The 24,145-nt window shown below is 52.8% G+C and carries 13 protein-coding genes; 4 read left to right on the forward strand and 9 right to left on the reverse strand.

What is annotated here, in order from left to right:
- The 3 genes from BQ5379_RS02525 (at position 1) to BQ5379_RS02530 (ending at position 5,550) form a co-directional block, all read left to right on the forward strand.
- On the forward strand, positions 1-948 hold the full coding sequence (locus BQ5379_RS02525) for a sce7725 family protein (RefSeq protein WP_071133984.1): 948 nt from the start codon (positions 1-3) through the stop codon (positions 946-948).
- Positions 949-961: 13 nt separating this feature from the next.
- Entirely contained in the window at positions 962-1,984 is a 1,023-nt protein-coding gene (locus tag BQ5379_RS10975) for an RES family NAD+ phosphorylase (protein WP_083377536.1), read from the forward strand.
- Positions 1,985-2,862: 878 nt separating this feature from the next.
- On the forward strand, positions 2,863-5,550 hold the full coding sequence (locus BQ5379_RS02530; RefSeq protein WP_071133985.1) for a glycoside hydrolase family 38 N-terminal domain-containing protein: 2,688 nt from the start codon (positions 2,863-2,865) through the stop codon (positions 5,548-5,550).
- A gap of 277 nt (positions 5,551-5,827) precedes the next feature.
- On the opposite strand, the gene BQ5379_RS02535 is transcribed toward BQ5379_RS02530, so the two are convergent.
- The 8 genes from BQ5379_RS02535 to BQ5379_RS02570 form a co-directional block, all read right to left on the reverse strand.
- The gene (locus tag BQ5379_RS02535; RefSeq protein WP_071133986.1) at positions 5,828-7,966 is read right to left on the reverse strand and encodes a DNA/RNA helicase domain-containing protein; all 2,139 of its coding nucleotides are present in this window, start codon (positions 7,964-7,966) and stop codon (positions 5,828-5,830) included.
- Positions 7,967-8,047: 81 nt separating this feature from the next.
- Entirely contained in the window at positions 8,048-8,722 is a 675-nt protein-coding gene (locus BQ5379_RS02540; protein WP_071133987.1) for an SGNH/GDSL hydrolase family protein, read from the reverse strand.
- A gap of 352 nt (positions 8,723-9,074) precedes the next feature.
- On the reverse strand, positions 9,075-11,069 hold the full coding sequence (locus BQ5379_RS02545; protein WP_071133988.1) for a glycoside hydrolase family 97 protein: 1,995 nt from the start codon (positions 11,067-11,069) through the stop codon (positions 9,075-9,077).
- A 535-nt stretch (positions 11,070-11,604) separates the two neighbouring features.
- The gene (galB, locus tag BQ5379_RS02550) at positions 11,605-14,148 is read right to left on the reverse strand and encodes a beta-galactosidase GalB (protein ID WP_071133989.1); all 2,544 of its coding nucleotides are present in this window, start codon (positions 14,146-14,148) and stop codon (positions 11,605-11,607) included.
- A 439-nt stretch (positions 14,149-14,587) separates the two neighbouring features.
- A complete protein-coding gene (locus BQ5379_RS02555; protein WP_071133990.1) occupies positions 14,588-16,105 on the reverse strand; it encodes a xylulokinase in 1,518 nt (505 codons plus the stop codon).
- On the reverse strand, positions 16,102-16,779 hold the full coding sequence (gene deoC, locus BQ5379_RS02560) for a deoxyribose-phosphate aldolase (RefSeq protein WP_071133991.1): 678 nt from the start codon (positions 16,777-16,779) through the stop codon (positions 16,102-16,104). Before deoC ends, BQ5379_RS02555 begins: the two co-directional genes overlap by 4 nt.
- Positions 16,780-16,938: 159 nt before the next feature.
- Positions 16,939-18,132, reverse strand: coding sequence for an iron-containing alcohol dehydrogenase (locus BQ5379_RS02565; protein ID WP_071133992.1), 1,194 nt, complete (start codon positions 18,130-18,132; stop codon positions 16,939-16,941).
- Positions 18,133-18,175: 43 nt separating this feature from the next.
- Entirely contained in the window at positions 18,176-18,970 is a 795-nt protein-coding gene (locus BQ5379_RS02570; RefSeq protein ID WP_071133993.1) for an IclR family transcriptional regulator, read from the reverse strand.
- 246 nt (positions 18,971-19,216) lie between these two features.
- Between BQ5379_RS02570 and BQ5379_RS02575 the strand changes: the two genes are divergently transcribed.
- Entirely contained in the window at positions 19,217-21,226 is a 2,010-nt protein-coding gene (locus BQ5379_RS02575; RefSeq protein ID WP_235846022.1) for a glucosidase family protein, read from the forward strand.
- A gap of 509 nt (positions 21,227-21,735) precedes the next feature.
- Here BQ5379_RS02575 and BQ5379_RS02580 read toward each other — a convergent pair.
- On the reverse strand, positions 21,736-24,078 hold the full coding sequence (locus tag BQ5379_RS02580) for a glycoside hydrolase family 20 protein (RefSeq protein ID WP_071133995.1): 2,343 nt from the start codon (positions 24,076-24,078) through the stop codon (positions 21,736-21,738).
- Positions 24,079-24,145 lie beyond the last annotated feature (67 nt).

Consider the following 24,145-nt stretch of genomic DNA (forward strand, 5'->3'; position numbering starts at 1 on the left):
ATGTATTATCCATATTTTCGAGCCAAGCAATATGAGCTGAAAGCAATAAAAGAGTTCTTTGCAGAACATAGCGAGCAAAGGTATATTGTCCCAATCTTAGAGCCGGTAAAACAGCAAACGAACGCTCTCAATCTTGCAATAACAGAGATGCTTAATAATGCTACAAGCATAAAATTTGCTCTTATTCTGAATCCTCATGACGGAGACTTTAAACACCCCACAGTTCATTTTGATGCTTGGCATCAGAACAATACTTTAAGTCAAAATCGTGACTATTGGATTCCAGCCTTTCTTTATTCCAAGCTTCATGCCAGTGAGATAGATCAAATGATAAAGCAACATTCCCTTAAGAATGTTATGATTATTTTCCAAACTTGTATGGATATAGATGATACCAATGCGTGGCAAATTATCAACTCACCAAATGTCAACTATGTTGTCAACTTTTTTGGATATAACCTCTCAAGAAGACTAAAAACCAAATTAAAACAAACCGGCAAACAAATTATTCGATTAGACGATTGTTTTAACTCAAGAATTCGTAATGCTGACTATGCCCTTCAAGTAGATGAATTATTTTCTGAGATACCGTTCTTCTATAAAGAAGATCAATTAGACGGATACTCGGACTATACGACATTACCCTCCGAATATGTGGAAGGAGGGATGATGCCATATGCCTTGGCTATTCATCTCTCGTACAAGAAGAACGAAGAGCAACTCTATGTTCATCATTTTGTATCGGACAGTAACGAGACCAATAGCGACATTCATGGAAAGTTTAAAGAAGCTGCAAGTAAAGTTGCTCCATTCTTTAACGACAAATATCAGACAAAAGCAGTCAAAGAAATCATAGAAAAAGCTAATGACCGTGATGGATATCCAGGCCTTGGATATTTGAAAAAATTGTCCATAAAGAATCACTTAGAACTAATACTATCATTATAAAAGAATATTGTGTATGTACGTATGTCAAAATTGTTTTTCTGATCAGGAACTCAAGTCCGACATAGCCTCTAATGCGACGAGAACTGGTGTATGTGATATATGTGGCACAACAGAAAAACTGATAGATTTCTCTGAGTTATATGATTTTTTCAGTGCATTACTTTCATTATTCACAGGGTCTAGCAATGGAAATAAAACCATTGTAGATCTAGTCCAAGGTGAGTGGTGTATTTTTAAAGATAAAAAAGTTGCGGACGCTTTATTAAGAATTGCTATATCTGCATGTAATTGCAATTACTCAATAAATACCATTGTAGATTATACAGATGATATTAAATATCGTATCGCGATTTGGGATAGACTAAAAAAAAGCATACGAGAAAATTCTCGTTTTTTTACCAATATAGATGAATTTGCTCAACATAAATACCTCACACCAGGAAAAAGTTTAAGTACAGGACACAAATTATATCGGTCTCGTATTCTGCCTATTGACAAAAAAAAAATAACTCGTAATCATATGGGGTGCCCTCCCAGAGAATACGCAACTGCAGGACGTGCTAATCCGATAGGAATACCATACTTATATTTGAGCGATTCAGCAAAAACAACATATTTTGAAGTTCGTGCTGTATACTTGGACAAATTATGCGTTGGTTTATTTGAAGTACAGCGCGAATTAAAACTCGTTGATTTTATATATGACGTAGATTTATATCTGGCTTATAATGATGCATCAACATCCCTAAAAGAGGTTGTTATCAAGAAAAAAGTAATTGATGCAATAAGTAATGATTTGTCCAAACCTCTTCGCAGATATGATTCTGAACTAGAATATGTCCCGACTCAATTTATTTGTGAATATTGCAAACAAATTGTTGGTGCTGACGGGATAAGTTTTACCAGTTCATTATTTAAAGAAGGGCGCAATTACGTTTTATTTGATGACAGCGCAGCAAAATGTATGACCACGAGAATACATGAAATAACACATATTGATATTGATCGAAAAAATACTAAAGCGAAGCGATACTAGCTTGCAAAAAAGTCAATGCCCAATACAATACAAGTGATAAAAACATGATAAAACCTCACTAACAGCACCATAGAAACATAATTATCAATATATTATATATTTCAAATCCTTTTCTTTGGGAGCAGGGGGTCCCAGGTTCGAATCCTGGTACCCCGACAAAACAAAAAGCCTTTATAATCAGCACACTACGGCGATTATAAAGGCTTTTTTCTTTCACATGTCTACCGAATCAACCTTCACACGTGTATTCCGAGAGATTGGAGCTCTTTAGCAATGAGAGCACTTACAATTCGTCTACCCACGAATGACTTTAAACAACACCTCGGCAAGCGTTATCCGAACAAAACATAGACTTGCGACTGGTATTGTCCCTAAAGTGGCGTTCCTCAGATAAAGGAATACCCACAAGAGTACAACTAACATTTGAAAACGAAAAACACGAATTAGGTTTGCAGTTTTTTACAAGCCGTCGATTCTGTCCAGATTTCACCTAAAATATCCGCAGAATCACAGTATATCTCGAATTATCGGGCATTACATTCTACTTGTTTGTGGACTATAATTTAGGGACATCCCCACACAACCTCCACGAAGAGAAACAGGCAAAGACTTATTGTAAATTCCTTTGATTTTCAGTGATATATTCACTGGCCCATTGACCAAAATATACGTCATCACTCCTTGTAAATGTTAACAAATTTTGCGATTATTGTATAAACTACGGTGCATGCTATGACTGTCAAGGCACAGATCGACCGTCTGTAATTGACCGGACATTCGCGCACACGTATTTTCACATATTAATTCCCTTATTTCTCCACCAACAGGTAAACGCTATGAGATTCTTTAAACTATCCGTCGCTTGCTTGTGCGTGGCTATGGCATCAGCGGGAGTTGCTTGGGGACAAGCCGACAACTACAAGGCTCACAAGAACGATACCCAGGAGCACGTCTCACAAGAAGAGATGGCCTTCTATCTCGTTTTCAAGAGCCACTTCGACATCGGCTATTCGGCTCTGGCTCGTGACGTCGTACACGAGTACCGGACCTCGATGATCGACAAAGCGCTGGATGTGATGGATGCCAATGCCAACAAGCTATCCGACAACGTTCATTTCGCATGGACAGTCCCCGGTTGGCCCCTGGTCCAGATGCTGTGGGACAAGCAATCGCCCGCCCGACGTCAACGCATCGAAAAAGCCCTGACGGACGGTAACCTGGTCACCCACGCCCTGCCGTTCACCACCCACACCGGTACGCTGGAATTGGAAGACCTTGTACGCGGACTGGGTTACGGATCCACACTGGCTCGGCAGTACAACCTGCCACTGCCCACCGACGGCAAAATGACCGACGTCCCCGGCCACACGTGGGTACTGCCGACCATCATGCACCATGCCGGCATCAAATTCTTCCATTTCGGTTCGAACCCCACCAACCAGGTTGTCAAAGTTCCCCTGCTTTTTTGGTGGGAAGGTCCCGACGGTTCCCGCGTTCTCACGATGTTCTCACAAGGATACGGAGGCGGTCTGTTCCCCCCCGAAGGCTGGAACCAGAAGGCGTGGTTAGCCTTTATCCATGCTGGTGACAACGCAGGTCCGCCCACGGCCGAGGCCGTCGAAGAGGTTATCGCCCAGATCAAATCGAAATATCCGAAAGCCACCATCCACATCGGCAAGATGTCCGACTTTGCCGACGCCATTCTGGCCTCCAATCCGGACCTTCCCGTCGTACGTGGCGACATGTCGGACAGCTGGGTACACGGCGTGATGTCCAGCCCGCAGGCTACCAGTACAGCCCGTCGCGTGCGCCCCATGCTGCCCGTGTACGACATGCTCCATACCGAGAATCAGGAGTGGGGTATCGCACACTATTCCATCAAGAAGGAGCTGGCTCACCTCTACGACCAGAGCCTGCTCTACGGCGAGCACACCTGGGGGCTGGCCAATCAGCACTTCATTCCCGGTAAAGTCGGCGAAAAATGGGACGTGGAGTACCGTGGAGGACTTGCTCCCAACTACGCCCACATGGTCAATTCCTGGAAAGAACATGCCGGGTATATCCAGGAGGTGGAGGACAAACTGCGCCCCGAATGGGAAAACGAGTTGTACACATTGGCCGAAAACGTTGCTCAGGAGGGATTCCGCTTCGTGGTTTACAATCCGTTGCCTTGGGAACGCGACGGTTTCGTCACCTTCCGTTTGCCGTCACAAGGCTCCATTAGCGAACCTTCGGTCAAGGACGTATCCACCGGAAAAGTCTATAAATTGAAGACTTACGGCGGTGATTCTCAACGCAACGGTTCGTTCTTTGCCGAAGACATTCCGGCAGGCGGATACAAGACCTTTGTTCTGACCCGGGAAGAAGCAACAGGCGAAAGTTCCCTGAAAGGCGACGTACAGTCCAATACGATCGAGAACCGCTGGTTCAAGATCACCTTCGACCCCGAACGCGGTTCCATCAAGAGCATTTGGGACAAAGTAAACGGCCGCGAATGGGTAGATCAGGCGGCTAAAGACGGTTTCAGTTCGTACGTGTACGAGCGCTACGACAAACAGCAGTCACTCGCATACCTGAAGGAGTATATCTTCAGCACCTACAAAGATTCTCACTACCGCATTACGGGCAAGTGCGAATACCTCAACGACAGCACCCCGGGCCGCCATGAATCGCCCCGCAACCTAAAATTCTACGTCGAAGATCACAAGAACAACATCCAGGGCGTATTAATTCCGCAGGGTGACGAACAGCAGCATACCGCAGGTATTCGCGTCACGCTCTATGAAGATGAACCCTACATCGACATCAAACTCAACGTAATCAATCACCCGGCCACCGAAGAACCCGAAAGCGGATGGATAGCCTTGCCGTTCCAGATGAAGAATCCGACCTACCGTATCGGCCGGCTCGGCTCCGTCATCGACCCGTCCAAAGATATTCTGGAAGGAAGCCAGTTCAACTATATCTGGTCGAACACCGGCGTCATGCTCAAAGACGGTGACTACTCGGTGGGCATCTGTTCCATCGATGCACCGGCCGTACAGTTGGGCAACCTGAATTTCATGCACTTTGCCGGCAAGTACGAAAACCCGCAGCCCCATCTCTATTTCAACCTTTTCAACAACCGTTGGAACACCAACTTCACCTCCTTCTGGAGCGGCAATCTACAAGCCGAAGTGCGGTTATGGGCCAACGCCAAGGGAGCTGACGACGAAGAGGGGCTGATTACACCGGCCTGGGAAACCCGTCTGCCGCTTCAGGTAGGTATCGCTCAATGCGGCGCCGGCAAACTTCCCATCGCCAGCGAAGGCGTGAAAGTGTCTCGCAAAGGGGTGCTGGTCACCGCCTATGGCGAGAATCCCGACGGTGACGGTAAACTCATCCGTGTTTGGGAGAATGGCGGCAAGAGTGGCGCTTGCGAAGTATCGCTTCCGACCAAACGCGATGGCGTAGCTCAACCCGTGAACCTCCGGGGTGTCCCCGAAGGAGCCCCGGTGAAGATTGTGAACGGATCGTTCAGTTTCGATCTGGGCGCTTTTTCTCCGGCCAGCTTCTTAATCTATTAGCAGTTAGTTTAAATTCACCGGTTGCCCGGCGTGTCACCCGAAAACCATTCGGTGGCACGCCGCGCTTTTTGCAAATGACCTCAGAGTGGAGCAGCTGCATACCTTTCTACAACTCCTCATGGCATGTTTATATCAGCTCTGCAATGGAGAGTAGAGTAGCACTATTCGCCAAGAAGGGTAACATATCCACGGTCTGTTTACTCTATACGCGGATAATCACTGTCGGATTTTTACCAAAACCAACACGGGTGGCTTACGTCCATCGTTCGATCGGAACCTATATCTCCTCCAGACCTATTGACTTGAGGTATTCGTAGGTGCCATTATAAAACTCAGGTAGTCGGGTTGCATCTTCCGGAAAACCGCCGACAGTCGTGTTGGGATTGCCTTCCGGGACGCAGATGACCATACCGATGCGGGCGCGTGTCAGGAGAACACGGTAGGCATTCAACATGTATTTCCTTCGCTCAATGCTGCTTTCGGTATGGCCTGTCTCTTCGCGCCAGGCCGTCCGACCGTTGAAGTTATAATATCGCCACTGCCCGTTTTCGCATCTCAGGTCAGCATCCCACAGGACGCAGGTGTAATCCAGTTCGAGACCTTGAACCTGAATTTCAGTTGCGGCATCCTCAAGGTAGTTGGAAGAACGAATGTCATTTTTGTCCTCCAGAAACCAGTGTACGGCATTTTCATCGCCTTGATCCAGAATATCGACGGCCAATGGTTTGAATCGAGCCGCGGCCTTGCTGACCAGCACACCTGATCGTTGCGAACCTCGGGTGTTCTTGCGCAGCCATGCCCTTGCCTTGGCCATATCTCTTGTCAGAACAATCGGATATCGCTCTTTTATCGTGTTGTACCAAGTGGAAGCATCCGAATTGAAAGAGAGTAGAGAGTGTACAAACGCAGAAAGGTTTTCAGCTCTGAACGAACGCAGACTAACTCCCAGATGGAGTTCCGGAGAGAATGTGACTTTGTCATTGTCGGCCAAAAGTTCATTGACCCGACCTTCGGCATATTCAGCCTCGGTTAACTTGTCGGAGATGTAGATCTTCCAGTGTGTAAATTTCTCGTTGAGGGCTTTGATCCATTCCGAAATGCCGGCCTCCCCGGTATTGATCTCCTGACCGCCGCCTACCAAACATACGATCGTTGCCCAGTCCTCCCGCTGATCCAAAGACCAAATTAGGAATGCGGCTTCAGAGTAGGGGAAGTTCGGCACCTTGAGTTTGTTCCCATAGGTACCGCCTCGTTTAAGGTAGTCTGCGAGCCTTTTATGCGTCCATGAACGCTGGGCTTCGTCAAAGATGGCCACATGCTCCACTTCTCCGTAACCGGATTTTGCCAGTTTCATCGCTTTCTGCGGGTCGATCTCGAGGACTCCGTTCTCAACGGGGTTCTTGATCTTGGCCAGCATATTATCGCGGTAGCGGTGAATCATCTGTATGAATTTGCCTACCTCCCTCCGAGCGTCCGACATATTCTTTTTCTCACCCCGGGCTTTGCATTTCTTGTGGCTGTCTATGGCCAAAGCCTCGGTAAGCACTGCGACCAGTGGTCCGTTGCCGGATAGGTAGACCGCACCCTCGTCCTCGACCAATTTATCACCATTCTGATAGGACTGTTTGACGGCGACATCTAGCCCGACTAAGGTCTTCCCCGCTCCGGGTACACCGGTTACAAAGCAGATGCTCTTCTCTCCTTTCTCACGACTTGTCTTGATCACATTGAGAATATACGCAATGGTGCGATCGGTCGATACCTTGTCGGCTTCGTGGCGGGTGATGTCCTCTACCGAGTGGTTTTCATAGAGCCTCTTGGCCGCTTCTATGATGGTCGGGGTGGGTGAATAAGGGCTAATAACCCAGTCGGCTCCCAAGCTGGGATCCGGGGCTGTCGCTCCGGCATGAACCAAAACATCCCCAATAAGTTTTTGCAATCCATTGGCTCCAGTCACCAATGGGTTGTATATGGAATCATCGTATACCGATGGAATGAACTCGCTTGAGCTTGTTCGGAATCGGGTAGGCACGAGAATCGGGACAATGATCCTGTTTTGGCTCAGCAAATGAAAGTTTTTCAGGTCAAGTGCATAATCCAGGACCTGTTCTATGTTGGATTGAAGCATCTCCCGCTCTCCGACCTTGAACTCGAGGCAGAAGATCAATCCACGGAGCAGAAGAACGACATCGATTCGTTTCCCCAGTCGCGGAATATCGTACTCGAAGATCACTTGTCCATCTTCATCCTTCCACGGTTGCAGAACTTCCTGCATGATGTGAATCTCGTTGGCCCACGCTTCATTGGTTGTGGTAAGTGCAGCCCCGTGGTAATTGTTCACGAAACGTCCTAACAGCGCCTCGGGGGACAACTGCAGAAATTCGCGGATTGTGGAATTATATAGACATCGTGCCATACGAATCCATTCACAGGTTTAAACAGCCCACCATGACATAGAAAGGCTGTGCGTACTCAACTGGCAGGGAATTTAATCTAATTACTTGATCTTCAACTCCTGTAAAATAAAGGGAACTGTGTATGTTTCCCAAGCCAATTTTTTCGGATGCAGACCATCCGGCACGTAGGTTCGGAAATGCTCTTCTCCCTGCTCCAGTACTTCGGTCCAATACGAATAATGATCGATAAGTTTCAACTTTCTTTTGCGCGCAATCTTGCGGTAGACATCATAATACTGCTCGATATTCGGGCGACTCTCCAGGTGCTCCCGAATCGGCATATTCATCACTTGCAGAACTATTTCACAATCGGGATAGCTCTCCTGTATGCGGTCAATCATGTATTCGACGTTGATACGGCAGGTCTCCACGGAGGTTTTATACGGGAGATAGGCATCGTTGATTCCGAATTCAATCAATACCATATCCGGTTGTTTCTCCAGCACCCGCGCATCCAGATTCTGCACGCCCCAAGTCGACCACATGCCGCTCTGAGCCGCATTAATCACCTCCACGGAATTCGGATACATTCGGTTGATGCTGTCCTGCAGCATGGCAGGCCATGTCAGGTCTCCGTCCGGCAGAGCACAGAGACTGGTCCCGTAAACGACAATCGTCTGTTTATCTCCGTTCTTGATTCGTTCAACTACGCTGTTCTGTGCCCAGGCCGACAACGCGAGGGGCAACGCCAGCAGCAGGAATACAATTCGTTTCATAGCAATAAATGGGGTTACTTTGGATTCTTTCCAACAAATATAGCGAAAACAACCGTCATACTGCCCCAAGCCTCCCTCCCCATACACCTAACCAAAGAACTGACAATTTCAGGCAATTATTTCGGCTGTTATTTTCCCATCGCTTATATGTACAGCCTTAGAACATCGGAACAAACATTTATAACAAGAGCCATATACCCTGAGGTGGTATATGGCTCTTGCCATTGAGTATGTATGAGTTCATGCTATTTAGAAAAACCGTCCCGATCGATACTGGAACTGTTTTTCTGCCTCAACAACGGCGACAGGTTTCAGTCTCAGAAAAGCATCATTGAAGCTGCCACCTGCCGGATCAATCAATCTGCAGGGTAAAGCCACCGCCCGGTGCCATATGTATTTTAATGGGCTGAGCGGCATTGACGGTAATCTGTTCCCGTTTATAGTCACGAGCCGCGCGATGAGCATTTACACCATCCTTGAAAAGGACAGCCTTGCGGTCACCGGCCGACAGGAACGAGAGGTCTACTTCAATGTCACGGGCCGTCCAGTTGTTCAATCCGCCCACGTACCACGTATTCCCCTTGCGTCGTGCCGTGATAATATATTCACCCATTTTACCATCCAGAATAATGGTTTCGTCCCACACTGTAGGAATCTGAGCAATGAACGAAGTCGATTCCTCCTCGCGCATATAATTGCTAGGCGAGTCGCAAAGCATATTGAGCGGCGACTCCAGAATAATATACAGGGCCAGTTGGTGACAGCGGGTACCCTGACTCATGGGTTCACTGTTGCTGGGGTAATAGTTTGCGCGTGTGGCATTGTGCATGGCCCCTTGCGTATAATCCATCGGGCCGGCCACCTGCCGGATAAACGGTATCATCACTTCGTAAGTAAGTTGATCGAAACCGGCCGGACGCCACTTGAGCTGTTCCATACCGTGAACTCCTTCGCAGTTCAGCACATTGGGATACGTACGATTCAGACCGGCAGGTTTGTGCGTTCCGTGCAGATCGAGAACGAGATGATACTTGGCACACATAGCGGCAGCACGATGGTTGAAGTCAGTCATGAGTTGGTCGTCACGATCCATGAAATCGACCTTGAACCCTTTGACTCCCATTTCGGAATAGTGGCGGCAGACATTTTCCATATCACGGTCGAAAGCGTAATAGCCTGCCCACAGAATAATCCCCACATTGCGTTCAGCAGCATAGTCGACCAACTCCTTCAGGTCGATCTCATCCACCACCTGCATCAGGTCGGCCTTCAGGTTGACGGCCCATCCCTCATCCAGAATGACATACTCTATGCCATACTTGGAGGCAAAGTCGATATACGCCTTATAGGTGGCGTTGTTTACTCCGGTTTGGAAATCCACCCCATACAGGTTCCAGTTGTTCCACCATTCCCAGGCTACTTTACCCGGTTTGATCCACGACAGATCGGCCACCTTGGAGGGTTCGGCCAACAGATAGCTCAGATTCGAGGCTGCCAGTTGGGCATCATTCGTGGCCACAACCGCAACGCGCCAGGGAAAGTTTCGCGGGCCGTCTACCTTGGCAATGTACCCTTCGCGTTCCTCCACTCTCATTTGCAGGTTATTATGTCCTCCCTGCTTCATCGTTTGGGGGTAGGGCGCCTGCACGCCGCTCAACGAATGCGTACCCCTGGCATTGGTCAGATACAGTCCGGGATAATTGTTCAGGTCGGTTTCCGTGATGCAGACTTTCACCTCGGGGGTCGCCTGAACTACCAACGGCAGGAACATCAGACGTTGTTTGTTGAGCTGCGATATCTTTTCCGTAGTGTATACATTCTCGAACGAATTGTGAAACTGGCTGTTGTAGTCTCCGTCCTCGCCGGACTGCACATAAGGAACGGTAGCATCGACGTCGGACGGAAAACGATAATCGACCTCCTCGCTGACAATGCAGAAAGGCTGCTTGGCGTGGTTGACGAATCGATAGGCAATCCCGTCATTATAAGCACGGAAAATAACGCTGTAATCACCCTTAAAGCGAAGGGTCAGTTCGTTGTAGTTATCCCGTATTTGCGAGGCCCGATAGAAGGGGGCTTCCACCTGCGCATCGTTGTTCTTTTCCGACGCTTTCGACAGACGCGCATTGTCGCCCCACACCTCTCCGTTGTCCAGACGGGCCGAGATGGGCGACGGAGCCAGGACTTGCTGTCCATTGCACAATATATCATACGTAAGTTTATCGCCTATGGTAATGGTAGATTTCAGTTTGTTGTCGGGCGACGCGAGTTGAAACTGTTTCTGAGCCTGCACGGAGAGTGCAAACAGGGCACAGCCACAGGTTAACCAAAGGTTAAGTCTCTTCATGGCGGTAGGGTAAAAAAGTTATTAAATGGGCTAGATGTTGATTTTCCATATAATTACAGGCAGACCGGAACTTTCTACGACTCCGAGTTTACCCGGATCACATACGCGACCTGTACACAATATATGAATTTTTCCCAGACATCTGCAAACACTTGAATATAAATTAAACAAACAGAGAAGGAAAATAACTCATCAAAATGTTATTTTTCAACCGTTTGTTCACACATACCCATATTGTACTTTATGCCCAAAACCTAACATTCTGCCTTTGCCTCAAAATGGTCTGATAGGGCAGTGCTGTCTCATAAGGAAGTAATTCTGTTCCAACCGCCTCAAAGTATTTCACCACCTCCCGGTAAGGCCACTGGCGCTTGCCCCCGTACCACAACGTACACAGACCGCACATAACCTCCGGCAAGCGCAGACCACGCAACCTAACCCTGTCCTCACGCACATTCCCTCATACCTGTCAATGAAAAACGCCCCGATACCCGGCAAACGGGTATCGGGGCGAGAAGCAACAGGTTCAGTCGGTTTATTGACACATCACTTCGATCGTGCCGGTTTTCAGACCTTCACTTTCGGCCTTTATGACGATTTTGCCCGTCTCGCCCTTTTTCGCCTTCACGATCACCAGCGCCAAACCATTGTATGCATGCCGCTCGTGGCTTTTGAAGGGGGTAAAGTCGATCGCATTACCGTTGTCGGTCGATACGATCTCACCGGCACCCTCCACCGAGAAGCGAATCAGCGGATGGGTCCGGGGGACCGTCTGATTGCGGTTGTCCTGTACGGCCACCGTGACAAAAATCAACTCCGAACCGTCAGCCGGAATCACCGAACGATCGGCCGATAGGGCCAGTCGGGTCGGTTTGCCCGTGGTGCGCACCTCGGCCTCGGACCATTTCTGGCCATCCTTGTATGAGACGACCTTCACCACACCCGGCTCATACTTCACGCTGTCCCATACCAGCCGGAAATCCTCGCCCGGGGTTTTCGTCTTGCGACCCTGGCTTTTGCCATTGACGAAAAGTTCAGCTTCGGTACCGGAGGTATAGACATGTACGGGCGTAATCTCACCCTTGCGTTCGGGCCAGTTCCAGTGCGGCAGGATGTGGGTCATCGGAAGGTCGGGACGCCAGTGCGACTGGTAGAGGTAATAGCGGTCTTTCGGGAAGCCGGCCAGGTCGATGATCCCGAAATAGCTGCTGCGCGAAGGGGGATTCTGTTTGGCCAGTGAATCCAGAATCGCCTCGAGTTCCTTTTTCTTGGCCGGGTCGTTACGGAAGTTGAGCAGGTTGGTCGCCGACGAATTGTAGGGGGTCGGTTCGCCCAGGTAGTCGAAACCGGTCCAGACATATTCGCCCAGCAGGTGGGGAAAGCGGGCCATCGTGCGGAACTGCACATCGGGAGCACACCCCCAGCCCGGCGACGCACGGTCGTACGAGGTAATCTGCCAATCCTGCATATCGGTACCGAAGAAATATTCGCCGCGCGAGGATACGCACGAAGAGGTTTCACTGCCGATGGTCGGCATGTTGGCGTAGCGCGGATCAGCATCCCAGCGGGCCTGCTGGCCGAAGAAGTAGTTGACCCCCATAATATCCAGTGCGGCAGCGGCTCCAGAGTTACGCCCGCCGTCCGGATCGTTGTACCCGTTCGAGACCGGTCGGGTAGGGTCGGCCTTGCGAACGATGTCCACCAAATGTTTGGTCAGGATCAGGTCCTGCTGTTCCATCACTTCGTTGCCGATGGACCAGATGAAGACCGACGGATGGTTTCGGTCGCGGCGCACCAGCGCCAGCAGATCCTTTTCGTGCCACTGTTCGAAGAGGCGATTGTAGTCATATTTGCGTTTACCGTTTCTCCAGGCATCGAAAGCCTCGTCCCATACCAGCAGTCCCATCTTGTCGGCCATCTCCAGCAGTTCGGGAGCGGGCGGGTTGTGGGAGGTACGGATCGAGTTGCAACCCATCTCCTGGAGCATTTTCAGCTGACGCACCAGGGCGCTTTTGTTGAAGGCGGCCCCGAGCGATCCCAGGTCGTGGTGGTTGCAGACACCTTTGATTTCGACCCGCCGACCATTCAACAGGAAACCGTTGCGAGCCGTAAATTCGATGGTACGGATACCGAACGGCGTGCGATAGGTGTCCATCACCTGTCCGTCGACTACGACCTGCGTTTCGGCCAGATAACGGTTCGGAGATTCAATGTCCCAGCGTTTGGGGTCGGCAATTTGAGCCGTCACGACGGTCGAAGCCGAACCACAGGCATGAATGTCGAGCGTTGTCGAGTTTTCGGCCACCTGTTTTCCCGGCACATCGTCCGCCCCGAGTTCGTAATAACGGGTGCGCAGTTCGGCCACGACCGGCATGGGCTGGAAGTTCTCGACCGAAATCTCGGTACGCACCTCGGCCGAACGGTCGGTAATCTCAGGGGTGGTGATATAGGTACCCCAGTGAGACACATGGACGGGGCGACAGCTCACCAGCCAGACGTGACGATAGATACCGGCTCCGCTGTACCAGCGCGACTCCCACTTTTCAGTGTCCAGCCGGACGGCCAGTACGTTCTCCTCGCCGGGTTTGATATAAGGGGTCAGGTCGAGCCGGAACGAAGTGTAGCCATAGGGCCATTCGCCGACATAGCGGCCGTTGAGCCAGATTTGAGCATTGGCCATGGCGCCGTCGAAATCGATGTAGGTGCGCTCGCCTTCGGCCGGATTGATCGTAAAGTGCTTCCGGTACCAACCAATACCCTGATAGGGAAGTTTGCCCGTTTCACCGGCGAGTTCAATCCGGAAAGGGCCATCGATGGCAAAATCGTGGGGCAGGTCGAGCTGCTGCCAGGCGGAGTCGACCGCCTCGGGTTTGAACAGTCCTGACGGCTCGGGCAGGGAAGTGCCGTCGGCCTGCAACCCGTAACGTGTGAACAACCACCCCTCATCGAAGGAGCGCACATTGGCATTCCCCATCCGGACGATCGGTGCGGAGGTCGTTTGCTGACCGTCAGCGGAGAAGGCCTGAAGGCTGAAAAACGCACATATCAGCGCCAGCCACGTTTTTCGAAAAACTGTCATGGATTTATGAGTTTGGTGTTAGTGTATTGACCGCATCAGAATGCGCAACATATTGACGCACGAGTCGTGTACACTGCTGATATTTAGCGAACTAATGCCATCGAGCTTTTAGTAAACAAATATCAAATGCACAACATCCATGCAATATTCATAAAATTTATCAAGAAATGCAAACGGACAGCCGGCGATTGGGCCACTGTGGGAAACCATTCATCAGCCCGGGATTAATCATAAAGGGATAATAAAAACGGCAGCTGAAAAACCTGTTTTCAACTGCCGTATCCTCCGTCAAAGAGTCCGCGGCTATAGTTTCTAATCTACTGCCAAACTAATATCCACGTGACGAGGAATAACTCGATCACTTTGATCATTTTCTACGGTTGATTCAAAGCATCGATAGATTCATCCATCCGGAAACACCCGTGCGTGTTCCCACGGATCAGAATTCACTCAACAACCGGGTCAACTGTCTGAAACGGGGCAGAATCTGCTCCTGATAAAAGGCAGCCCGATCGGCATCGGGTTCAAAACGTTTCTCGATCCGATGCAGTTGTGCAATACGGTCGTATCCCGACCAAAGCCCCGCGCCTTTGAGGGCCAGAGCTGCCGCACCCAACGATGCCGCCTCCTGATCGATGCAGGTTTTAACAATGGGCAGGTTATAAATGTCGGCAAAAAGCTGCATCCAGAAAGCACTTTTGGCCCCTCCCCCCACAATCAGCATGTCGCGCGTCACCGGCGCATAGGACTGCAACAAATCCAGCGCAATCCTGAGGTTCAGGGCAATCCCCTCCATGGCAGCCCTGATCAGATCGGCACGCGTATGCCCCAACTGCAGGCCGGCAAAGGCTCCGCATATGGTAGGCGAGGGTTCCAGCATCGACCCACCGGCCAGACTGGGATTAAAAAAGACCCCGTTGGCCCCCGCCACCGAACTCCCGGCCAACTCTCCCATCTGGTCGTAAGCATTACGCCCGGTCTCCTTTTCCTGTTGGAGCAGATCGGCACAGAGGGTGTCCCGAACCCAACGGAAGCTGTTTCCAGCGGAGAAGATACAGGTTGCCGAGGTATAAAGACCCGGAATGAGGTGAGCAAACACATAGGGTTTGCGCTCAAAATCGATCACCGGCGCATCGCCGATCGCGGCAATCCACGCCGAACTGCCCAGCGAGGTGTAGATCTCGCCCGCACGTATGCCGCCGGCTCCCAGCGCCATACAGGAGTTGTCGACCCCTCCGGCCATAACTTTGGTTCGGGGATTGAGTCCGGTTTCCCGGGCTGCCTCCTCGGTCAGCGTACCGACAACGGCATCGGAGGGGAGAATCTCCGGGAAAATGGAGGGATCCAACCCGGCAGCCTGGATATAGGCCGGTTCGTACTGCCAGGCACGCAGATCGAAAACGCCGCTCCCCGAAGCATACGATGCATCGGTACAAAGACGCCCCGTCAGCCGGTAGTTACAATAATCCTTCGTACCGATCACACGATCGATGGCCGCAAACATCTCGGGCTCGTGCGTCCGGTACCACATGATTTTGAACACCGAATAGCAGGCCGGCGGAAATCCGTTTCCGGTGCGTTCGTACCAGGCGCGGTAATCAGTCCGCGAGAAGAACTCTTCCGCCTCACGCACGGCCCGCTGGTCGGACCAGATCGGAGTGGTCCGACGCAACAGCTGCCCCTGCTTACCGATCGGCACAACGCCAAGGCTGTGGCCCGAAATGGCCAGCGAGACAATCTCATCAGGCGATACTCCCGACTTTTTCAACAGTTCGCGCGTGGAGCGGACCACAGCATTCCACCAGTCGTCCGGAGCCTGTTCCTGCCAGTCAGGCTGCGGGAAGTGGGTAGGGTAGGATATGAAAACCGACTCCAGAATTTCGCCCGCAGCCGAAAACAGGGAGGCTTTTATTCCCCCCGTACCCAGATCATAGGCAATTACCTTCGGGCCGTTCATAACCACCCCCGTTCTTCGGCCTCGCGCATGATGCCGAGCGCCGACTTATAACCGATTCCGAAACGCGACACTCCCATGTCACGCATCTTCAGCAGCGTATCCAACGAACGGACGCCGCCGGCCACTTTCAACGGGATGGTGTCACCCACAGCCGCCTTGATGACTTCAATGTGGTGTTCGGTGGTCGCACCGGCCCATCCGGTTCCGGTCTTGACAAACGCAGCCCCGGCATCGCGGATAATCTTCGACGCGGCAGTAATCTCCTCGTCGGTCAGCAACACCACCTCCATAATCACTTTCAACGGCAGGGGGCTGACCACCGCCTTGATTTGCTCAATCTCGGCCTTGACTTCGTCGAGCATGCCCGATTTGAGTTTACCGATGTTCAACACCATATCGACCTCGTCGCACCCTTTCTCCTTCATCTGCCGGGCCTCGAACAGTTTGGCTTCCAGCGTCTCGCCCCCCGACGGGAATCCGACAATACCGCCGATGCGCAGGTTCGGAATCTCGTTCCGGTAGGGCAGTATGCGATCGATCATGCCCGGCATGGAGAACACACAGATGAACGGGTATTTGGCGGTCGCCCGCAGAATATCTTCAATTTCGTTCCAGGTCGATTCAGCCCGTACCGCACTGATGTCGATCATGGATGCAATCTCTTTTATCGTCATTTTATCTTCTTGTTTTTAGATTATACCATTCAAAGATTCCGGATCGAAGTCACGCGGTTCGAGGCTCCCGGAATCAACCATGCCGAACCGGATGGCGACAGGAACCAAACAGATACCTTTTCCCTGCCCATGCCATCCGGATCCGGCAATTTGGAACCGCTACAACACCCGGCTCAGCACCTGGGCAATATCCTCCTGCGAAACCGGGGGGTTGCAGGCCAGATAGCCATCGCTGCCGAAGCTGACCTTCACCACATTTTGGACAATCAGCGGAATATCGGGCTGCGTTACCTTCATATCGGTCAGCGACAACGGGGTACCAATCCGTTTCAGGAATGCCCGGAAGGCTGCGATCCCCTCGCCAATCACCTCCTGCTGCGTCTTGCCGGCGGGCTGAACACCCATCACGTTCGTGGCAAAACGGACATAGATCTCCGGTTTGCGCGGTGCCATCACCTCCATCCAGGCCGGCATCAGGATCGACAGCGAAGCTCCGTGGGGCACCCGGTAGAGGGCCGTCAATACGTGACCCACCTGATGGATCGGGGTCCAGGCATCGCCCGGCGACGCCCAGCCGTTGATGGCGCAAGTTGCCGCCCACTGCAGGTGCGAACGAGCCGAGATGTTCTTCGGATCGGCCAGCACCTTGTCCACGTTATCAATGACCGTCCGCATCACCCCCTCCTGGAAGTAATGCTGCAGATCGCTGTCATCCTCACCGTTCAGATAGATCTCCAACACGTGTGAAATCGTATCGGCTGCGGCACAGGCCGTCTGGAACGGGGGCAGCGAAACGGTCAGTTCCGGGTCGATGATCGAGACTTTCGGATAGAGGCAGGGGGCCCAGATGTACGACTTTTCCTGCAAAGCCCGGTTGCTGACCACGGCACACAGGTTCATTTCGCTCCCCGTGGCCGGCAGCGTCGGAATCATCATGGTCGGCAGCGAACGTTCGGGCGGAACGGCCGACACCACACTGTGCCGGCTGTAGACCATATTCCAAAGGTCACCCTCGTAGTACACACCGGCAGCAATGGCCTTGGCGGCATCCATGGCACTCCCGCCACCGACACCGATCACCAGTTCAACCCCCTTCTCACGGCAAAAATCCGCACCGGCCGAAACGACCGTAATCTCCGGATTCTCTTCGATTTCATAGAAGGTAAAAACCGACAGACCTTCGGCGGCCAACAGCCGTTCGATGCGCTCCATCAGCGGCGCTAGAAAGGCCAGTTCCTTGTAAGAGACCAGACACACCTTTGTCCCCAGTTTGGCAGCCTCCTTGCCGCACCGTTCGACTTCGCCGGCTCCGAAAATCACACGGACCGGATTGTAATACTCAAAGTTTTTCATCTTGACTTACGATTTATCTTAAACTATTACTTTTCCATTTAGACTACTTCACATACCCCAGTTTCGAAGAGATTGCCATGGAAGCCTCCTGCAATTTGGCCGCCGTCGCCGGAAAATCAGCCTCACGCAGACGCCCCGACGGACCGGAGGTCCACAACGCCGCAATCAACATTCCGAACTGATTGTAGATTGGCGTAGCCACACAGTGTACACCCGCCATCTCCTCCTCGCGATCGACGGCATATCCCGCCGCACGCACCCGTTCGATCTCCTCGAGCATCGCCTCGCGCGAAGCGATGGTCCGCTCGTTATAGACCCGGAAATCGATGGTATCCAGCAACTGTTCCTGCTGGACGGGATCCTTCGTGCAGGCCAGGAACACCTTGCCAGGCGCCGAAGAGTGCAGGTCGAAACTGTTGCCTGCACGCAGCAGGAAGGTAAAGTTGTGTGAACCGATCACCTGTTCCAGCAGCACCACGCGGTTGTTGATCAGCACCCCCAGCATGACACTCTCACGGATCTCGTCCCGCAGAGCCTGCATCACCGGCAGGGCCAGTTCGACCAGGTTGGCTTCGCCCAGGGCCTTCAGCCCGAGGCACAGCAATTTCTTGGTCAGGTAGTAACGCGCGTTCGTCTCGTTTTTGTTCACGTAGCCCATCTGGTGCAGCGAACCCAGCAGCCGATAGATCGTCGTTTTCGATACCCCCATCGCCTGAGTCAGTTCCAGCATGGTGACCCCTTCCGGATACTGCGTCATGAGTTCCAACATATCGAATCCCTTTTTCAACATCGGAATCGTATAGTTAAATTCGGCCGTCATACTATTCTCTTGGTCCATGGTAGAAGTTTCAAATATGAATATTCGGTTTTGTATTTGCAAATGTATGAAATTTCTGATAAGATTGTCCTCCGTGATGCAAAATCCCCCGAAATTCGCTCCGAAGCACCGGAGAGGATGCCGCGATGAGCATTTGCAGAGGTCGCACAGCCCAACCGCCCCACATTCTCCGGACCGCATTTGATCCATAAGCAGAGAATCATTACTTTTACTGACCTAACATATAAACCCATCCGACTACACCCCATGAATTTATTGAAAACCGGTCTGCTACTCGCAGGCCTTGCCGTCGTATCGTCCCAGGAGGCTGCCGTCGCCAAAACCCGCTGGCAAATCGCTCCGGACAGCAGCATCGTTTGGAACATCGACAACTCAACACCCCATCAAGACCACATCGAAATGAGCGGGAAACGCGTATCGGTCGTCCTGCGCTACGGAGTGGACAGCGACGGAGCCTTCCGGCTCAACAAGAGTATGGTTTGGCCGTTGCTGCGGACCATTCCGAACAACACCCACGCCAGCCTGATGCGCCGCTACGACTGGAACCCGCTGAGCAGCGTGACCATCAACGGCCGCAGCCTCGACGGCGAAAAGGTCCGCTCCATCCGGATCAAAGGCGACCTGACCGTCGAAAGCCGCTTCGACCACGGCTCGTTCGGAACGTGGAAGCTCACCCGCCAATATTTCCCCTCGACGGATCAACCCGCGCTGGTCGAACGCTACCGGATCGTCAACACCGGCAACAGCTCGCTGGCCGTTGAAATTCCCGACGAACGGTTTACCGCCAGCACCGATCCGGCCCAGGGCGTCCAGGGGAGCTACACCATCGAAGGCCGCATCGACCGTTCCGGCTTCTTCACCCTCCAACCCGGCGATACGCTGCAATTCGCAGCCTCCCTCACGGCCCACACCGCCCAAAGTCCTTCGATCGAGCTGGACGCACGGGCCGAAAGCAGCAAACGCGCCGCAGCTGTCGATTTCTGGATGAGCCACCTGGTACTGGAGACCCCCGACCCGGTGATCGACCAGATGTTCGCCTTTTCGAAAATCCGAGCCTGTGAAAGCATCTACGAAACGCAGGGCGGCCCGATGCACGGTCCGGGCGGCGAATCCTACTACGCCGCCATCTGGGCCAACGACCAGGCCGAATATGTCAATCCCTACTTTCCCTTCACCGGCTACCAGTACGGCAACCAGTCGGCCCTCAACTCCTACCGTCACTTCGCCCGCTTCATGAACGACCGCTGGGAACCGATCCCCAGCTCCATCATCGCCGAGGGGCTCGACATCTGGAACGGAGCCGGCGACCGCGGCGATGCTGCCATGATTGCCTACGGAGCAGCACGCTACGTGTTGGCCCGCGGCGATGCCGAAGAGGCCGAGAGCCTGTGGCCGCTGATCACCTGGTGTCTGGAGTATTGCCACCGCAAACTGAACGCCGACGGGGTAGTGGACTCAGACACTGACGAACTCGAAAACCGTTTCCCGGCCGGCAGCGCCAACCTCTGCACCTCGACCCTCTACTACGATGCGCTGATTTCGGCAGCCTACCTGGCCGAAGAGTTAGACAAAGGCGCCAAAATTGCCCGCAGCTATCGCCAACAGGCCGAGACGCTCCGCCGAAACATCGAAAACTACTTCGGTGCCAAGGTCGAAGGATTCGATACCTACGCCTACTACAAAGGCAACGACGTCCTGCGTTCCTGGATCTGCATTCCGCTGGTAGCAGGCATCCACGAACGGGCCGAAGGCACCATTCAGGCTCTCTTCTCACCGCGTCTGTGGACCAAGAACGGTCTGCTGACGCAGGCCGGCAGCGAAACCTTCTGGGATCGCTCGACACTGTACGCCCTGCGCGGCGTATATGCAGCCGGCGCCACCGAGAAAGCGACCGACTACCTGCACCGTTACTCGACGACCCGTCTGCTGGGCGACCACGTGCCCTATGCGATCGAGGCTTGGCCCGAAGGCGAACAACGCCACCTTTCGGCCGAGAGTGGCCTCTACGGACGCATCATTACCGAGGGGCTGTTCGGCATCCGTCCGACCGGTTTCCGCACTTTCACCCTCACGCCGCGTCTGCCCCAGGCATGGGATCGCATGGCCCTGAAAAAGATCGGGGCATTCGGTTCGGAATTCGACATCACGGTCGAACGGGCCTCGGCCGGCAAACTGAAAATCACCGTTGCCGAAGACGGCAAACACCAAACCCATACCGTCACAGAGGGGTCGACGACTGAAATTCGATTGAAATAAATCCGCGACGCTCAACCCCATAAGCATTCCGGACACATTTCCTCCACAATTCCACAACAAAAAGAGGCTGTAATTCCACTTACAGCCTCTTTTTTATTGTACAACGCGCTTTCAGTCGGTCTTTCCGATTGCATTTCCACTCCGCAGCCCGAATTCCAACCATATCGGAGTATTGAATACAACGGCTTCACTCCGCTTCGCTCAACTTCCGCAGGACACGGCCACGAAACAACCACACCGTATACAAACAATCGTTTGAAACCACCCCTCACTTGCGTTCTAATTTTCGTCTTTACCCAAAAAGCATTCTGCGCCCCGGAAGGAACGTAATCCCCATAGGACCATACGCCGAATTATGGGTGTCAACAGGCAAACTCTCTTCCGATTCTTTCGGGTGCATTCCGACATTCCATTTCCGACAAGACAGCAAGGCTTTCACCCCGTCAAAAAGCAGGAGCGGGATAAACCGTTGGGTTCATCCCGCTCCTGCATATCATCCGAACCAGCCGTTACTGGACAAAGACCTCATCCATAAAGAGCCAGTTTTTCTGCCCGGCCCCCTTCATTCCGGAAGGCGTTACACCGTTCACCCCGACCACACGCACATAACGGGCCTCGAAATCGCCTCGCACGGTGAACGGGCACCGAACTTCAGCCACCTCTCTCATCTCTTCCGGCCGTTCGACACGCCCCACCTCGGTGAAATTCGTTCCGTCGTCCGAGAGGCTCACGGTCACTGCCTCGGGCAGGTAGATCCACGAGCTGGCAGCCTGCAGGAACGATCCGGTCACCTCCGAAAACTTCGTTTTCTCGCCCAGATCGATCACCACGTCGAAATCCTGTCCGTTGCATCCCTGATAACGCCCGCTGCGGGCATCCAGCGAACCGGTCAACCCGTCCACCAGCGTAATCGGTGTACCTTTATATGCCGAGCCCAGCTTCGTGTGATAGATCACCCGTTTGCCGGCTGCCTTGTGCCATCCGATACGCTGTTCGGTCACTGCTTTGGAGAATCTACGGCCATCCTTGCCCGCAATGGCCCGCACGGTCATGGTCGAGTCGATGCGGATCGTTTCGCAGTACACCGGCGACTCCATCGTCGGTTCGCTGCCGTCGAGGGTATAATGCACCTCGCCCCGAAACAGATCGGTGGTCAGCGTCATGAAAAAGGCACCTTCGACCGAATCGTAAACCGTGGAGACAACGATCCGATCGGCCCCCGGGTGGAAATTGGCACCCATCGCCCGATAACGATCGTTCTGGGTTTCGAGACGGGTCGCGAAATCCTCGTAATCGCGGCTCTCGCGCGGTGACCACACCACCTCGGAGAGGGCTGCCATACGCGGCAGCACCATGTATTCGACATGCTTCCCGTCCGGAATGTGCTCACACCACACGTTGGCCTGCGCGCCGAGAATATGCCGGGCCTCTTCGGCCGACAGTGCCGCAGGCACCGGTTCGTAGCTATATACGTGCTGGGTGGTGGAGAGTCCTCCGGCCGCACGCGGTTCGACCTGCGGGTCGTTCTGGTAAAAATCGAAGTAGAGGTAACTGTCCGGCGTCATCACCACATCGTGCCCCATCTGAGCAGCCCGAATGCCGCCTGTTTCACCGCGCCAGCTCATCACCGTGGCATTCGGCGCCAATCCGCCCTGCAAAATCTCGTCCCAGCCGATGATGCGTTTCCCCTTGGAATTGATATACTCCTCCATCCGGCGCATGAAGTAGCTCTGCAACTCGTGGGTATCCTTCAGTCCCAACTCCTTCATCCGTTTCTGACATTTGGGACACTGCGACCAGAACTTCATATCCACTTCGTCACCTCCGACATGGATATAGGGTGCATTCGGGAAAAGCTCGACCACCTCGTCAATCACCCCTTGCAGGAAGAGGAACGAGGAGTCGTTGCCAGCACAGAAACAGGTGGCCAGGTCGTCCGGGAAATAACCTCCGGGGGTAACGAACTGCTCCTTACCCAGGCACGAAAGTGATGGATAAGCGGCAAACACTTCGCTCGAGTGTCCCGGCATTTCGATCTCCGGAATAACGGTCACGCCGCGCGCCTCGGCATACTTCACCACGTCGCGCACTTCGTCCTGCGTATAAAAACCGCCATACGTAGCCTTTTCGCCGGGCATGGGCGGCCGGTTGGTATCCCAGCCGTCGGCTTCGCGATCGACACGCCAGGCCGACTTTTCGGTCAGCAGCGGGTACTTTTTGATCTCCAGGCGCCACCCCTGATCGTCGGTCAGGTGCCAGTGGAAGCGGTTGAATTTGTGCATGGCCAGCAGATCGATGTAGCGTTTGACAAATTCGACCGGGAAGAAGTGGCGGCTCACGTCGAGGTGCATGCCGCGCCATCCGAAACGGGGATAGTCTTCGACCGTCACGGCCGGAATCTCATAGGCACCCGCTCCGTTATCCCGCCCACTGTACACCTCGGTCGGCAGCAGTTGCAGGATCGTCTGAAGGGCATAAAAAACGCCATTATAATCGTTGGCCCGGACCGTCACCGCATCGGGGGTCACCTCGAGCGTATAGCCTTCGGCATGCCACCCGGTGGTGTCAGCGGGACGCTCCAGCCGGATCGCTTCGGAGGAGGCGACCGACGTCAGTTCCAGCGTGGTTCCGACCGCAGCACCGAGTGTTTCGGCCATCACCTCTCCCGCACGGGCCAGAATCGAGTCCCCTTTCGGATAGGTCACAACCGTGGACTTGTCGAGCGTAAAGCACTCCTCGCCAGTGGTCATGTGAACCGGCACCGGAATAATAGCGATGGTTTCGGCTCTGCGTCCGCCGGAACATGCCGTCAGCAGCGCCGCAACCGATAAAATCAACAGGGTCCTTTTCATCGCGTGTATAGTTAAAGATTTACATTTCGATACCACGGCCGCCCCTCCGGACCTGATAAAATCCAGG

The organism is Millionella massiliensis (assembly GCF_900104655.1).
Classification (GTDB): domain Bacteria; phylum Bacteroidota; class Bacteroidia; order Bacteroidales; family Rikenellaceae; genus Rikenella; species Rikenella massiliensis.

Bases quoted from the DNA above. Each gene is read 5' to 3' on its own strand.
- BQ5379_RS02570 (WP_071133993.1), bottom strand. From the start codon at position 18,970: ATGGACCAAGAGAATAGTATGACGGCCGAATTTAACTATACGATTCCG.
- BQ5379_RS02580 (WP_071133995.1), bottom strand. From the start codon at position 24,078: ATGAAAAGGACCCTGTTGATTTTATCGGTTGCGGCGCTGCTGACGGCA.
- BQ5379_RS02555 (WP_071133990.1), bottom strand. From the start codon at position 16,105: ATGAACGGCCCGAAGGTAATTGCCTATGATCTGGGTACGGGGGGAATA.
- BQ5379_RS02525 (WP_071133984.1), top strand. From the start codon at position 1: ATGTATTATCCATATTTTCGAGCCAAGCAATATGAGCTGAAAGCAATA.
- BQ5379_RS02575 (WP_235846022.1), top strand. From the start codon at position 19,217: ATGAATTTATTGAAAACCGGTCTGCTACTCGCAGGCCTTGCCGTCGTA.
- deoC (WP_071133991.1), bottom strand. From the start codon at position 16,779: ATGACGATAAAAGAGATTGCATCCATGATCGACATCAGTGCGGTACGG.
- galB (WP_071133989.1), bottom strand. From the start codon at position 14,148: ATGACAGTTTTTCGAAAAACGTGGCTGGCGCTGATATGTGCGTTTTTC.
- BQ5379_RS02535 (WP_071133986.1), bottom strand. From the start codon at position 7,966: ATGGCACGATGTCTATATAATTCCACAATCCGCGAATTTCTGCAGTTG.
- BQ5379_RS02565 (WP_071133992.1), bottom strand. From the start codon at position 18,132: ATGAAAAACTTTGAGTATTACAATCCGGTCCGTGTGATTTTCGGAGCC.
- BQ5379_RS02530 (WP_071133985.1), top strand. From the start codon at position 2,863: ATGGCATCAGCGGGAGTTGCTTGGGGACAAGCCGACAACTACAAGGCT.
- BQ5379_RS02545 (WP_071133988.1), bottom strand. From the start codon at position 11,069: ATGAAGAGACTTAACCTTTGGTTAACCTGTGGCTGTGCCCTGTTTGCA.
- BQ5379_RS10975 (WP_083377536.1), top strand. From the start codon at position 962: ATGTACGTATGTCAAAATTGTTTTTCTGATCAGGAACTCAAGTCCGAC.
- BQ5379_RS02540 (WP_071133987.1), bottom strand. From the start codon at position 8,722: ATGAAACGAATTGTATTCCTGCTGCTGGCGTTGCCCCTCGCGTTGTCG.